Raw genomic sequence first — 13,036 nt, 5'->3', positions numbered from 1 at the left:
TTCGCAGGGAAATTATATAAAATTTGATTCAAAATTAAACAGGATTTTTTTTTCTACTTGCGAGGAAGAAATAAAAATGAATAATTTTGTTTTTAATTTTGAAAAATTTCCCTGCGAAGCAGGCTAAAAAGCTATCGGTCGTCGAGCTATACCTTCCCGCCGTAGGCGGCCTCATACGTGCCGACAGGGTGCTGATGAAGAATTCTCCCTGGAAGCTTTACAAGTCCCTCCTGCTGCCCCTTAATGGGCTTCTCGAGCATGCAACAAGAAGTGGCTTCGCTTTCTTCTTAATAATGTTGTTTGGAAATCAAATTCTCAACGGTGAGAATTGGACATAGGTATCCCTGCTCGCAAGGATGTCCTGGCGAGAAAAAATACGCCCATAGGGGCTAAAAATAAGCTGTTGTGGGTGGTCAGGCCCTCTTGTTCCGCCGCCAAACAGGTAGATAGACGTCTTTTTAATACCTTTTGTGTTTAGCAGTAGCATGCAGCCACTCTGGGCATCTGACATAAAAATATAGAGGGGAACCTGCGCATTGTTTGTCTCACAGACAACAGAGGAGGACGGTCGTCCTTTGTTGGCGTTCGTGCGATATGTGGGATCGGTGAGCTTCTGTAAGTCCAGAAGTTCAGCCTTTCCTGGCGTCTGGTCGAAGTCGTAGGCGTAGATGCCTTCGCTTTCGCCGTGGGTTGTGGTCTCAATGGTCATTGCCAGTGCCTGCTGTGTTTGTGCGCACAGGATGCAGAGCATTGAGATGATAAATATATATAGATGTCTCATGGACAGTATAGTCTTTTGGAGGTAATATTTTCAAAATATCTCTGCAAAGATAGTGTTTTTTTTCGAAAACACCAAAAGTTCTTGAATTTTTTTCATGCTTTAGCATGAAAGTTGTAAAAACAACCCCCTCCCCCTCCTAAACAACAAACAGCGCACCCCTGAATCGGTGCGCTGTTTATTGTTTAAAGTGAGAAGTGAGAGGTGAGAGGTGAGAAGTGGTGTGCCTATGGCGCAAAGCAACCCCCTCTAAATCTCCCCCAAGGGGGAGACTTGCTTATTTCCAACCCCCTCCATCGGGAGGGTCGGGGAGGGGTTTTGGATTGTTTTTCCCCCTCCCCTTGGGAGGGATGGGGTGGGGTTTGGGGTTGCTTTTCCTCCCCTCCCCTTCTTGCGTCCCTTCGGTAGCAAGCGAGCAGAGCTCGAGCGGAAGTGAGGGGAGTTCAGCGGATGCTATATGCAATTTATAGAACATACCAAAAAAAGAATCTTTCGTACTATGCGGTTGAAAATCCAAGGACCCCGCAGCCCCTCCCCTGCATGGGAGGGGCTGCGCAAGGTTCAAGCTAAGAAAACAACCGCACAGGTTGAAAAATTTGACTTTCCCTGTCGGCCTCGAGCTATACCTTCCCTGCGAAGCAGGCTTCATTCGGTAGGAGGACTATAACCAATAAACATTAAACAAAATGAGTTTACCAAGAGGAATCAGAAATAATAATCCTTTGAACATTCGTCGTTCTAAGGATAAGTGGCAGGGCTTGAGAGCCCAGCAGACAGACGCTGCGTTCTGTCAGTTTGAAACAATGGCGTATGGCTGGCGCGCAGCCTTCGTGCTGCTGACGCGCACGTACTATCATAAGTACAGGCTCTTTACCATTCGCAACATCATCAGGCGGTGGGCGCCTGAGAACGAGAACAACACGGAGGCGTATATCCGCAACGTGTCGAGACTCACGGGCATAGACCCCAACGAGCCTCTGGGCATACCAAGCGACAAACCGGGACGCTGGATAGCCTTAGGTCTCGCGATGGCGATGCAGGAGAATGGTAGAGATGCCACACTAGACACCTTCGCCGTGTTGCGAGGGTGGGAGATGAGGATGGAGTGACCCCTCCCCAGTCCCCTCCCGAGGGGACTGGGGCTATTTCTTTTTGTGGACTAGAAATTTGGTGGTGTAGTTATTTATGCTTACCTTTGACTGCGTCGCGCTCGGCGCTTTGCGACGCTTATTCGAGTGGAACGAGTCTTAAGAAGGTACTGTCGTTCGAAAGAAAAAAATAAAAAGCGAGCCTTTTTATTTTGTTCTTTGCTCACTTATTCGTACCTTTGCAGAAGATATGAAGAAATATATTCTGGATTTAACGGTGAAGTCTGTAGAACAGGTACACGAGCGCTATGTACTGGTGAAACTGACTTCGAAAGAAACACTCCCTCAGATGTTGCCGGGACAGTTTGTTGAGGTGCGTGTGGATGGCTCTGCCACAACATTCTTGCGCAGACCTATCTCTATTCATTTTGTAGATTACCAGCAGAACGAACTGTGGCTGCTTGTGGCATGCATTGGCGATGGTACTAAGGCTATAGGAGCCCTGAAATCGGGCGACGTGCTGAACTGTGTGCTGCCTCTAGGGCATGGCTTTACGATTGCTAGCGACAAGAAATGTCTGCTCGTAGGCGGTGGTGTGGGTGTAGCACCACTGTTGTATCTAGGTGCCGAACTGAAGCGACAGGGCGTTGAGCCAACCTTCCTGTTGGGTGCACGTACGGGCAAGGACCTGCTGATGCTTGACGAGTTTAGGAAATACGGTCGCGTGATGGTGACCACAGAGGATGGTTCTGAGGGCGAGAAGGGTTTTGTGACCAACCACTCGGTGCTGGAGCAAGAGCAGTTTGACTTCATTCAGACTTGCGGCCCAACGCCTATGATGAAGGCCGTGGCACGTGTTGCCCGCCAAAAAGGCATCGATTGCGAGGCTTCGCTCGAGAATCTGATGGCATGCGGCCTAGGCGCTTGCCTTTGTTGTGTAGAGAAAACCACCGAGGGTAACTTGTGTGTATGCAAGGAAGGCCCGGTGTTTAATATCAAAAGACTGTTATGGCAAGATTAGACGTTAAGATAAAGGACCTGTGCTTGAAGAATCCCGTGATGACGGCTTCTGGCACGTTTGGCTACGGATTGGAGTTTCAAGATTTCGTGCCCCTGGACGGCATTGGTGGTATCATTGTGAAGGGAACCACCTTGAAGCCTCGTCAGGGCAATGACTATCCCCGTATGGCCGAGACCCCACAGGGCATGCTGAACTGCGTGGGACTGCAAAACAAGGGTGTAGATTATTTCGCTGAGCACATCTATCCTCAGTTAAAAGATATAGACACCAACTGGATTGTGAACGTCAGCGGCTCGTCTCCCGAGGACTATGCCGAGTGTGCTGCGCGCATCGACGTGCTGGAGAAGGTGCCTGCCATCGAGCTGAATATCTCGTGTCCTAACGTGCACGATGGCGGTATGGCCTTCGGAGTGACGTGTGCTGGTGCCGAGAGTGTGGTAAAGGCTGTTCGCGAACGCTATCATAAGACACTCATCGTCAAATTGTCGCCCAATGTGACCGACATCACCGAGATAGCGCGTGCCGTAGAGGCTGCAGGTGCCGATTCCGTTTCACTGATCAACACGCTGATGGGTACGGCCATCGACATCGAAAAGCGCCGTCGTGTGCTGAGCATTGGTACTGGCGGACTGAGTGGCCCTTGTGTGAAGCCAGTAGCGCTGCGCATGGTCTATCAGGTGGCTCGTGCCGTGAAGATACCAGTCATCGGCTTGGGTGGCATCTCGTCGGCTACCGATGCAATCGAATTCCTGATGGCCGGTGCCACAGCCATTGAGATAGGTACAGCCAACTTCCTTGATCCTGCCGTGACCGTCAAGGTGCGCGATGGCATCAATGAGTGGCTCGACCGGCATGGAGTTGATTCTGTACAAGACATTATTGGTTGCGTAGAGTAGTTTTAGCGATATATGAAAATGAGGTTGCTGGATTTTATGTTGCAGCAACCTCATTTTTTTATGATTGTAAAAAAAAAGAGGCTTCCTATTTGGAAGCCTCTGTCATATCGCCTTCAATGTATAGGCGTGTCATTTCTTTAACTCCGTTGGTACGTACGGTAATGGATTTCTTGAAGTGTCCGGGGAACTTTCCCGTGCCGTTGTATGTAACCTTAATCTCGCCCTTCTGTCCAGGCTGGATAGGTGTTTTGGTGTATTCAGGCACTGTGCAGCCACAACTAGCTACGGCCTGATTGATAACCAGCGGCATCTCGCCAACATTCGTAAACTTAAACACGCATGTCACGATAGGATCACTCTCGGAAAAACTACCGAAGTTGTGCGTCACCGTGTCAAACTTTATTTCTGCTGGCTTCTGAGCCATCATCGTGGTCATTGCTCCGATGAGCATCAAGGTCATGAGTATCAGTTTCTTCATAATAATTACAGTTTTTTCTTCTTTCGACGCAAAAGTACTCATTTAGTTTGGTTGACAACAGGAAAATAGGGCAAATTTAATCTTTTTTAATAGAAAGCCACTTGTAATATTCTGTGGCTCCCAGCAGAAAACACCCCGTGCCGTAGTCCTCGAAGTCAGGCTCGCGGTCGAACGAAAGTGGCTGTCCGTCAGCCGGTTCCTTGCCTGTGCCCTGCATCCATCCCAGGAATCCGTTTTTGTGCACCACCGAGGCTATTGCCTGCCATGCTTTCTGGGCGATGGGTGCATAGTCTTTCTCCTTCAGGTAGCCTTGCTCCATGCCCCAGCAGATGCCATAGAGGAAGAGGGCCGTGCCGCTGGTTTCAGGCATGGCATAGTTGGAAGAAACAAGACTGGGATTCCAGAAGCCATCCTCGCGCTGACAGTTTTTCAGTGCCTTGCTCATAGCCATAAAGTCACGTTTCAGCTCTTTATATGCTTTTTCGCGGGGTGATAACTCATTCATCGAGCGCACCAAGGCAGCATATACCCATCCGTTGCCGCGGCTCCAGTAGCAGTCTTTGCCATCGGGCTCCTTGTAGGGAGGCACGAAGTCGGCATCGCGCCACCACAGTCCGTCGCGCTTGTTGTAGAGTCCACCGCCACACTCGTTGCGGCTCCAGCGGTACATCTTCATAGCATGGTCTCTGTAGGTCTTGTTGCCAGTGATATGATACATCTGCATATAGAGAGGCATTGCCATCTGTATCGCATCAATCCATGTCCACCAGCCGTATAGACTGCCGTTTTTCTTGTTGGCAGTCAGCATCTGGTGGTCCAGATTCTGTCGAGCTGGTGTGAGCATCTGGTCGTCTCTTGTGCTGAGGTAGCGTATCAGGTAGGTCTGTGCACAACACTGGTCGTCGGCATCGCAAGTGTTCACACCGTTGCGTGGCGTCCACTGGTGGAATGAAGCCCAGCGATCGGTGTAGTCCAGATAGCGCTGTTGCGGATCCACTTCCTGCAGAGCCATCAGTCCCTCGTAGTACACAGCACGTGTCCACAGGTGCGATGGACGAATCTTCCTGACGTTTGTAGGCAGGGTAGGGTCGTCGTATTTCTCCATGAAGTAGTCGTTGGCACGGCGTGTCACATTGAGCACCTCTTCTGTATTCTGTGCACTCATCATGATAGCCTGGGCCGCCAGCGTAAGTAGTAAAAAGAATCGTTTCATTGTTTTATAGAATTAGTTTCAGTGTGCAAAGTTAGCAATTATTTTCTAAAAAGACACGTTGTTTCCAAAAATAATAGTAACTTTGCAGGCTGAAAGAAAAAACATAAATATATAAATATGTATAGAACAAATACTTGTGGCGAGCTTCGTCTTGCCAATGCCGGCCAACAAGTGACACTGGCCGGATGGGTTCAGCGCACACGTAAGATGGGCGGTATGACCTTCGTTGACCTTCGCGACCGTTATGGTATCACTCAGCTGGTCTTCGACGAGTCAAAGGATGCTGACCTATGCGACCGTGCCAACAAGTTGGGTCGTGAATTTTGTATTCAGATTAAGGGACTGGTGAGCGAGCGTCAGTCAAAGAACCCCAAGATGCCTACAGGCGATGTTGAGATTCTGGTGTCTGAGTTGAACATCCTCAGCGAGAGTCTGACGCCCCCATTCACCATCGAGGATCAGACCGACGGTGGTGACGATATCCGTATGAAGTATCGCTATCTGGACCTGCGCCGTCAGGCTGTGCGCAAGAATCTGGAACTGCGTCATAAGATGACCATCCTGATTCGTAACTTCCTGGATTCACTGAACTTTATTGAGGTCGAGACACCCATTCTCATTGGTTCTACGCCCGAGGGCGCACGCGACTTCGTGGTGCCCAGCCGCATGAATCCCGGTCAGTTCTATGCACTGCCCCAGAGCCCACAGACGCTGAAGCAGCTTCTGATGGTCAGTGGTTTCGACCGCTATTTCCAGATTGCCAAGTGCTTCCGCGATGAGGACCTGCGTGCCGACCGTCAGCCCGAGTTCACACAGATTGACTGCGAGATGTCTTTCGTTGACCAGGAAGACGTGCTCGAGGTCTTCGAGAACCTGGCTCGCCATTTGTTCAAGGAGATCCGTGGCATCGAGTTGCCCCCACTTCAGCGCATGACGTGGCACGAGGCTATGCGTCGCTTTGGTTCCGATAAGCCAGACCTTCGTTTCGGTATGGAGTTCGTAGAGCTGATGGACGTGCTGAAGGGTACAGGCTCATTCCCCGTGTTCAACGAGGCCAACTATATTGGCGGTATCTGCGTGCCAGGTGCAGCCGACTATACTCGCAAGCAGCTGGATCAGTTGACCGACTTCGTAAAGCGTCCTCAGGTGGGTGCCAAGGGTTTGGTTTATGTGAAGTTCAATGCCGATGGCACTGTGAAGAGTTCTGTAGATAAGTTCTATGAGCCAGAGGTATGGCAGAAGGTGAAAGAGGCTATGGGTGCTAAGGATGGTGATCTGGTGCTCATTCTCAGTGGCGACAACGCCAATAAGACTCGTGTACAGCTGTGCACCTTGCGTCTGGAGATGGGCGACCGTCTGGGACTGCGCGATAAGGACAAGTTTGTATGTCTTTGGATTGTTGACTTCCCCTTGTTCGAGTGGAGTGACGAGGAGCAGCGCCTCATGGCTACACACCATCCCTTCACGCTGCCCAACCCCGACGATATCCCCTTGCTCGATACCGATCCCGCCAAGGTACGTGCCGTGGCCTACGACTTTGTGTGCAACGGCGTAGAGGTAGGCGGTGGCTCTCTGCGTATCCACGATGGTAAGCTGCAGGAGAAGATGTTCCAGATTCTAGGCTTCACACCCGAGCGTGCTATGGCACAGTTTGGCTTCCTGATCAACGCCTTCAAATATGGTGCACCCCCTCATGCAGGTCTTGCTTTCGGTCTCGACCGTTTTGTCAGCCTCATGGCAGGTCTCGACAGCATCCGCGACTGCATCGCATTCCCCAAGAACAACTCTGGTCGCGATGTCATGCTCGATGCTCCAGGCGAACTTGACCCCAAGCAGTTGGAAGAACTGAACCTGAAAGTAGATATTCAGGAAAAAGAATAAGCTGAAAATAGTTTCATATTCAATAAGTTGAAAGGCGCAGATGACAAATTTTCTGCGCCTTTCTTGATATTGGTCAAGAAAGTTTACATCAATATTAAAATCTGCTAAAATAATGCGAACATCTTTAAGAAATAATTGTATTTTTGCAACAGAATTAATCTAATTCAACTTCAATAGTATTAATTTTTAAGTATTATGGCAGAAAAGAAAGCTACAACTAAGAAGGCTGCTACTGAGACAAAGGTTGCTGCAGCCAAGAAAGCTACCACGACCAAGAAAACTACAACCAAGAAGACTACTGTTGCAGTAAATGCAGAGAACATCGGTTTCAAGGCAGGTGATGTGTATCAGGCACTTGCTGCTGCTGACAAGGCTCTCTCTGTAAGCGAGATTGCTAAGGCTGCAAAGATTTCAGAAGAAGAGACTCTGCTGGGTCTTGGCTGGCTCTTTAAAGAGGGCAAGCTGCAGAATGCAGACGACAACAAAGTTGCTCTGGCTTAATCATAGCAGAACAATAACTAATAAAGCGATAACCAATAGCCACTATGGATATTGGTTATTGTTTTGTGTGTAGATATGAATTACGAACAACAGATATTGCATATTCTATCGGAGGTGGGCGAACGGGGTATCAGCGTCTCGTCGCTTGCCAAGCATGTATATAACATGAGTTGCACGCTCTTCTCGCAGCCAGACTTGCAGGAAGTGCACCAGTTTGTACAGCAATACCTGTTGAGAAACTCAAAGTCGGCCCAGAGCTTGATAGAGAGTACAGGCCGCAGGGGGTATTACAGGCTGAACACGCAGAACAATGCGGATGCCCGCCAGTTGATGCTCGAGTTTGCAGAAGAAATGCCCGAGGCAGAAGAGCCGGAAAACGAAAAACCCAGTCAGGATCTCTCGCTCAGTCTGTTTGATTTTTGAAAAACATCCTTATATAGCTGCAGCAATTGTTCTGCCGTCTTTTTCCAAGAGAACAGTTGCGCACGTTTCAATCCAATCTCTTTTTGTTGCTGGTAGTAGGCGTCGTCGCTTTCCAGTTTGATAAGTGCGTCGGCAATCTCATCGGCCTTTTCTGGATTTACCAAAATGGCGTTGGGACCGCCAATCTCGGGCATAGACGACGTGTTGCTAGTGATGACAGGCGTTCCGCAAGCCATTGCTTCGAGAAGCGGTATGCCAAAGCTCTCGCGCAGTGAGGTGTAGAGGAACGCAAAGGCATTATTATAGATAAAAGGTAAGTCGGCATTGGGAATATAACCAGGCATAATGATTTTATCGCGGATATTCTCAATGTGATTGCGAGTGATGATGCCATTCAGGTAGTCCTTGTCCAGATCGGCCATCAGTAAAGGTCGCTTCACGCATGAACGTTCCAAATAGTTGGAGTAGGCTATCAAGGTGCGCTCTGTATTCTTCTTGGGATCGGTGTTGCCGAGAAAGAATAAAAAGCCGGCCTCCAATCCATCCAATGGGCGAGGAGAACTAAGTGGTTTGAACCATTCGTTGTAACCATTGTAAATCATTGCCATCCGTTCCTCTTCGATGCCGAGCTTATGCACGATGTTGTCTTTCTCGAAGTTCGACACGGTGATGATGCGCTGACATTTGTCGAGAATGCGTGGCACCACCAGTCGGCGATAGAACCATCCCATGTTTTGGTAGAGCGACTTGTTGCTCTTGTCGCGTGGTTCCAGGAAGATAATGTCGTGAAGTGTCAGCACCAAAGGGATGTTGCACCAGATGGGTGCCGTGTTGCTGGTGCAGTGCAGCAAATCAACTTGTGCTTTCTTGGCAGCCTGCGGCAGCGCAACTTGCTCCCAAAGCGGGTAGGAGGGCATGTTGACCTCAACAATGTGGAAATTCTTCGTGTCGTTGACACAACGGTCGGGACCAGGTTTCACGAAAACGAAATATTCGTTCTCATGATCCATCTGTTGTAGTTGCAGTATCTCCTGCAGCACCACATAGTCCATGCCGTGCTTGTTTTTGCGGAAGATGCGCTGTGCTTCGATGCCTATTCTCATAATGACTTGATGATTTTAGCAGGAACGCCACCAACCAAAGTATTCTCGGGCACGTCCTGTGTGACCACAGCGCCAGCTGCCACCACCGCATGTCTTCCAATGGTGACACCAGGAAGAATGACTGCGTTGGCACCTATCCAGACGTCATCGCCAATGACTACAGGCTTGGTTGTGACGCCCTGTTCGTCGATGCGCTTGGTTGTGTCGGCAAAATTATGGTTTAGGGCGCTTACTGTGATGCCTTGCGCCAAGTTCACATGATTGCCAATGGTTACAGGGCCTATAATCGTATTGTGAAGCCCAATACGCGTATGCTTACCAATAATCACATCGCCTACAGCATTGTTGATGCACGAGAAAGACTCCACCACGCTGTGGCTGCCCAGCGAGAAACTGCGATAGGGTGGTGTGTCCATCCTCACGCTGGGGTAAATCTTCGACCCTCTTCCGCGACGCTGGTAAAACGGAGCCAGTAATCGGATATACCAGCGTGGTCGGGCATCGCGCTGATTCATGATCAGCCAGTCCAACAGTTGCTTTATCTTCGGACTTCCCTTTATTTGCGTTCTCAGTGCATCTTTATCCATAGCGTTATTCATTTATTATTTTTCGCCATTGTCCTGCTATCGCTTTGATGTCAAATCTGCTAGCAATAGCCATTGCTTCTTTTGATTTTTGGTTCCAGTCAATCGCTGTGGCTTGTTGCAGACAGCGTGACAAATCTTCGATATCTCCATTTTTGAAGTATATTCCAAAGCCACCCATAATTTCTTTGCTCGTGGGTAAATCTGATGAAACAATGGGCAGTCCATGTGCCATTGCTTCTATCAGTACAAGTCCAAAGCCCTCCCAGCGTGAACTCAGCACATAGATCTGTGCTTCAGAATAATAGTTCTGAATGTCGTTGGTAAAAGGATGGATGGCGATTCTGTCTTCTAAATGGTTTTGAGCAATCAGACTTCTGTATGATTGCTCCTCGTCACCTTCGCCCACAATGTCGAGCGTCCACTCGCTGTTTTTCTTTGCAAACAGGGCAAAAGCCTGAATTAACAAGTCGAATCCCTTGTGCAGTGGCGAGAAACGTCCCACGGCTAGGAACTTCTTGGATGTCCCCTTTGAAGGTTCTCCAGGAATGAGCGTCAATGGGTTGTAGATAACCTTCGTGGGGATATGATATGCCTTTGCATCATGTTGACAGAGTACTATTGTTTCATCAAGCTTGTCCAGTTGCCATTCATAATGCTTTCTTAGTTCCGGGCCCAGATAGCGCGATGCCTCTCCAAATAGTGCCTCATACGAATTGTGTATCCATCCAATTAGTTTCGTACCATGCAAATGATTCTTGCATGCGGCCAGACGTACAGCCAATGGTGCATGCACCCCTATGATTGCATCGTAATGTCCCTGCTGCAGCTCCTTCGCCAGTGCATTCCTCTTTTCCGCAGGAAAAGAACTGTGAGCATAGAGGTCGGATGTGAATTTGTTTTGTGGCAGGAACTTACGATACAAATAGCTATATGCCTTGCAGAGCGGTAGCTTCCATTGTGGCGTGTCTGGATAAGCAAAATGACGAATGGTCAGAACGTCATCCTTCCTGATCAGCGTAGGCTGGTCGAGTGTCACAATGGTCACGTCAAAGTCTTTCGCCAATACCTCGGCAATTACCCTCGTCACTCGTTGCACACCGCCAACAGTGAATATCGAGTCTACTAAAAAGCAGATATGTTTCATATTCGTTCGCAAAAATACAAAAAAAAATTGATGGTTTCAAATAAATTCTGTATATTTGCAAAATATTCGGTAATCATTCGATGAATAAGAGAAAGAAGTTAGCATTCCTTTGCAATAATATGAGGTCACTTAATGGAGTGGAACGTGTTCTCTCCCAGCGACTAAGCCTCTTGGCAGAAGATGCTAATTATGAGGTTTTCTTGATAACATGCAATCAGTATGGTGTTCCTTTTTCTTTTCCTATTTCCCCCAAAGTGCATCATATAGATTTGGCAACAAGATTTCTTCTTCGTTGCTCTTACCGCGGTATTTATCAGTACATAGACAGGTTTTTCAGTAAAAGGAGATATATAAAAGCTATTCGCCAGTGTTTGGAATACCTTTCTCCAGACGTCATCACATGTGTAGATATGCATGTAGCAGATTTGAAAGCAGTATTGTCTATTAACACCAATGCCGTTAAGGTGGTGGAATGTCATAGTGGTCGCTCGTCCTATTTTGAAGATTTGAAAAAGATAAAACTGTTTTATAAATATTATATCGGTTTAAGATTAAAGACAAAAATGCTGCATCTTGTCACAAAATTTGATAAAGTTGTAGTCATGTCAGAGGCTGAAAAAGCGGAATGGAAGATGAATGATAAGGTGGTATATATTCCTAATATGCTACCATCATATCCAGTAGATGCAAAAGACGTATTTGCAACATATCATCGTGTGATTAGTGTGGGTCGATATGCCTATCAGAAAGGGTATGACATGCTGCTCGAATCGTGGCGTATCGTAGAAAAACAACATCCCGAATGGACATTGCATATATATGGAAGCCATGATGGCGATGCAGGTGATTTCGAGCAGTTGCAGTCTATGATAGACAGGTTGCGTTTAAAGAACGCCTTCCTTCATCATGCAACTGCGGATGTGTATGCTTGTTATAAGAAGAGTGATTTTTATGTGATGTCGTCGCGCTTCGAGTCTTTCGGATTAGTTTTGATAGAGGCGATGTCCTGTGGGTTACCTGTTGTTTCCTTCGATTGCAAGTATGGTCCTAAATCTATTATCAAGGATGGAAAAACGGGAATTCTTGTGCCTCAAGATGATACCGAAAGTTTAGCTGCGGCTATGTGCAAAATGATAGACGAGACAAAGGAACGAGAACGGATGTCTATCAATGCTCGAGATGAGGCTGCCCACTACATTTCTGACCGCATCATGCCTCTTTGGGATGCCTTCTACCAATCTCTTTAAATAGTAAATCCCATTGTTTTATGATATTCTCAAGTGAGAAACGTTGACTGCTTGAGGCAGCCTTTTGTCCTAACTCTGCTCTTAGCGCTTCATTTTCGATAAGACGACAAATGCCATTGGCCAATTCCTCGGTGTTTCCATTATCACATAAGATGCCATCTACCCCAGAGTGAATAAGATCTTTTGGTCCGCATGGACAAGAGAAGGCTACCGAAGGAAGACCTGTAGCCATTGCTTCCATCAGTACCAGGGGCAGACCTTCAAAACGTGAGCTAAGAACAAAAATAGAACTGGTCAAGTATTTCTCCTGTATTGTACTGACGGGACCATTGCATCTGACGACACCTTGCAGTCCTTGTGAGTCAGCCTGTTGCTGATATTGTTCTTTGTCTCCGCCTCCATATATTTCGAGTTTCCAGTCTGGATGTTTCTCGTGCACCATCTTCCAGGCAGCAATCAGTAGGTCGAAGCCTTTTTGGTAAGTATATCTACCAACGGCAATGGCCGTTTTCTGCGTATAGTCGGGCTTACCCGCACAATGAATGGTTATGGGATTTGGAATCACCGCGAGGTTATTGAGACCTTTCCAGTTGGATGCGTCTTCTTTTGTCAAGACAACAAAGCGGTCCAACTGCCTCACTTTCTTGTCCAGTTGCGCCATCCATCTGTTGGTTAT

At 47.9% G+C, this 13,036-nt stretch carries 14 protein-coding genes; 7 read left to right on the top strand and 7 right to left on the bottom strand.

Going from position 1 to position 13,036, the window contains the following annotated elements:
* Positions 1 to 307 precede the first annotated feature (307 nt).
* Positions 308 to 781, bottom strand: a complete 474-nt coding sequence (locus T433_RS0112955) for a hypothetical protein (protein ID WP_027456095.1) — start codon at positions 779 to 781, stop codon at positions 308 to 310.
* Positions 782 to 1,464: 683 nt separating this feature from the next.
* Here T433_RS0112955 and T433_RS0112945 point away from each other — a divergent pair.
* The 3 genes from T433_RS0112945 to T433_RS0112935 all read left to right on the top strand — a co-directional run bounded on the left by T433_RS0112945 (position 1,465) and on the right by T433_RS0112935 (position 3,783).
* The gene (locus T433_RS0112945) at positions 1,465 to 1,887 is read left to right on the top strand and encodes a hypothetical protein (RefSeq protein WP_027456093.1); all 423 of its coding nucleotides are present in this window, start codon (positions 1,465 to 1,467) and stop codon (positions 1,885 to 1,887) included.
* A 229-nt stretch (positions 1,888 to 2,116) separates the two neighbouring features.
* The gene (locus tag T433_RS0112940) at positions 2,117 to 2,887 is read left to right on the top strand and encodes a dihydroorotate dehydrogenase electron transfer subunit (RefSeq protein ID WP_027456092.1); all 771 of its coding nucleotides are present in this window, start codon (positions 2,117 to 2,119) and stop codon (positions 2,885 to 2,887) included.
* Positions 2,875 to 3,783, top strand: coding sequence for a dihydroorotate dehydrogenase (locus T433_RS0112935; protein ID WP_027456091.1), 909 nt, complete (start codon positions 2,875 to 2,877; stop codon positions 3,781 to 3,783). Before T433_RS0112940 ends, T433_RS0112935 begins: the two co-directional genes overlap by 13 nt.
* Positions 3,784 to 3,868: 85 nt before the next feature.
* Here the strand turns inward: T433_RS0112935 and T433_RS0112930 are convergent, their stop codons facing one another.
* Both T433_RS0112930 and T433_RS0112925 read right to left on the bottom strand, forming a co-directional pair.
* Complete coding sequence (locus tag T433_RS0112930; protein WP_027456090.1) at positions 3,869 to 4,261, bottom strand: DUF1573 domain-containing protein; 393 nt, start codon at positions 4,259 to 4,261, stop codon at positions 3,869 to 3,871.
* A 76-nt stretch (positions 4,262 to 4,337) separates the two neighbouring features.
* Positions 4,338 to 5,474, bottom strand: coding sequence for a glycoside hydrolase family 88/105 protein (locus T433_RS0112925; protein ID WP_027456089.1), 1,137 nt, complete (start codon positions 5,472 to 5,474; stop codon positions 4,338 to 4,340).
* Between the two features lie 117 nt (positions 5,475 to 5,591).
* On the opposite strand from T433_RS0112925, the gene aspS reads away from it, so the two are divergent.
* The 3 genes from aspS (at position 5,592) to T433_RS0112910 (ending at position 8,279) form a co-directional block, all read left to right on the top strand.
* Positions 5,592 to 7,355: an aspartate--tRNA ligase gene (gene aspS, locus T433_RS0112920; protein ID WP_027456088.1), complete on the top strand. Its 1,764-nt coding sequence runs from the start codon at positions 5,592 to 5,594 to the stop codon at positions 7,353 to 7,355.
* Between the two features lie 195 nt (positions 7,356 to 7,550).
* Complete coding sequence (locus T433_RS0112915) at positions 7,551 to 7,856, top strand: winged helix-turn-helix domain-containing protein (protein WP_027449476.1); 306 nt, start codon at positions 7,551 to 7,553, stop codon at positions 7,854 to 7,856.
* A gap of 75 nt (positions 7,857 to 7,931) precedes the next feature.
* The gene (locus T433_RS0112910; protein WP_027456087.1) at positions 7,932 to 8,279 is read left to right on the top strand and encodes a hypothetical protein; all 348 of its coding nucleotides are present in this window, start codon (positions 7,932 to 7,934) and stop codon (positions 8,277 to 8,279) included.
* Here the strand turns inward: T433_RS0112910 and T433_RS0112905 are convergent.
* The 3 genes from T433_RS0112905 to T433_RS0112895 are packed head-to-tail and all read right to left on the bottom strand — an operon-like array spanning position 8,246 to position 11,113.
* A complete protein-coding gene (locus T433_RS0112905) occupies positions 8,246 to 9,382 on the bottom strand; it encodes a glycosyltransferase family 4 protein (RefSeq protein WP_027456086.1) in 1,137 nt (378 codons plus the stop codon). The genes T433_RS0112910 and T433_RS0112905 overlap by 34 nt on opposite strands.
* On the bottom strand, positions 9,379 to 9,969 hold the full coding sequence (locus T433_RS15540) for an acyltransferase (protein ID WP_044110056.1): 591 nt from the start codon (positions 9,967 to 9,969) through the stop codon (positions 9,379 to 9,381). Before T433_RS15540 ends, T433_RS0112905 begins: the two co-directional genes overlap by 4 nt.
* 4 nt (positions 9,970 to 9,973) lie before the next feature.
* Entirely contained in the window at positions 9,974 to 11,113 is a 1,140-nt protein-coding gene (locus T433_RS0112895; protein WP_027456085.1) for a glycosyltransferase, read from the bottom strand.
* A gap of 119 nt (positions 11,114 to 11,232) precedes the next feature.
* Between T433_RS0112895 and T433_RS0112890 the strand changes: the two genes are divergently transcribed.
* Positions 11,233 to 12,360, top strand: a complete 1,128-nt coding sequence (locus T433_RS0112890) for a glycosyltransferase family 4 protein (RefSeq protein ID WP_162164207.1) — start codon at positions 11,233 to 11,235, stop codon at positions 12,358 to 12,360.
* Here the strand turns inward: T433_RS0112890 and T433_RS16890 are convergent.
* A complete protein-coding gene (locus tag T433_RS16890; RefSeq protein WP_248616535.1) occupies positions 12,323 to 13,021 on the bottom strand; it encodes a glycosyltransferase family 4 protein in 699 nt (232 codons plus the stop codon). The genes T433_RS0112890 and T433_RS16890 overlap by 38 nt on opposite strands.
* Positions 13,022 to 13,036 lie beyond the last annotated feature (15 nt).

The organism is Xylanibacter brevis ATCC 19188 (assembly GCF_000621725.1).
Classification (GTDB): Bacteria; Bacteroidota; Bacteroidia; order Bacteroidales; family Bacteroidaceae; genus Prevotella; species Prevotella brevis.
This window is presented reverse-complemented; position numbering and strand designations above follow the sequence as displayed.

Coding starts and splice junctions, on each gene's coding strand:
- T433_RS0112955 (WP_027456095.1), bottom strand. CDS start 781: ATGAGACATCTATATATATTTATCATCTCAATGCTCTGCATCCTGTGC.
- T433_RS0112945 (WP_027456093.1), top strand. CDS start 1,465: ATGAGTTTACCAAGAGGAATCAGAAATAATAATCCTTTGAACATTCGT.
- T433_RS0112940 (WP_027456092.1), top strand. CDS start 2,117: ATGAAGAAATATATTCTGGATTTAACGGTGAAGTCTGTAGAACAGGTA.
- T433_RS0112935 (WP_027456091.1), top strand. CDS start 2,875: ATGGCAAGATTAGACGTTAAGATAAAGGACCTGTGCTTGAAGAATCCC.
- T433_RS0112930 (WP_027456090.1), bottom strand. CDS start 4,261: ATGAAGAAACTGATACTCATGACCTTGATGCTCATCGGAGCAATGACC.
- T433_RS0112925 (WP_027456089.1), bottom strand. CDS start 5,474: ATGAAACGATTCTTTTTACTACTTACGCTGGCGGCCCAGGCTATCATG.
- aspS (WP_027456088.1), top strand. CDS start 5,592: ATGTATAGAACAAATACTTGTGGCGAGCTTCGTCTTGCCAATGCCGGC.
- T433_RS0112915 (WP_027449476.1), top strand. CDS start 7,551: ATGGCAGAAAAGAAAGCTACAACTAAGAAGGCTGCTACTGAGACAAAG.
- T433_RS0112910 (WP_027456087.1), top strand. CDS start 7,932: ATGAATTACGAACAACAGATATTGCATATTCTATCGGAGGTGGGCGAA.
- T433_RS0112905 (WP_027456086.1), bottom strand. CDS start 9,382: ATGAGAATAGGCATCGAAGCACAGCGCATCTTCCGCAAAAACAAGCAC.
- T433_RS15540 (WP_044110056.1), bottom strand. CDS start 9,969: ATGGATAAAGATGCACTGAGAACGCAAATAAAGGGAAGTCCGAAGATA.
- T433_RS0112895 (WP_027456085.1), bottom strand. CDS start 11,113: ATGAAACATATCTGCTTTTTAGTAGACTCGATATTCACTGTTGGCGGT.
- T433_RS0112890 (WP_162164207.1), top strand. CDS start 11,233: ATGAGGTCACTTAATGGAGTGGAACGTGTTCTCTCCCAGCGACTAAGC.
- T433_RS16890 (WP_248616535.1), bottom strand. CDS start 13,021: ATGGCGCAACTGGACAAGAAAGTGAGGCAGTTGGACCGCTTTGTTGTC.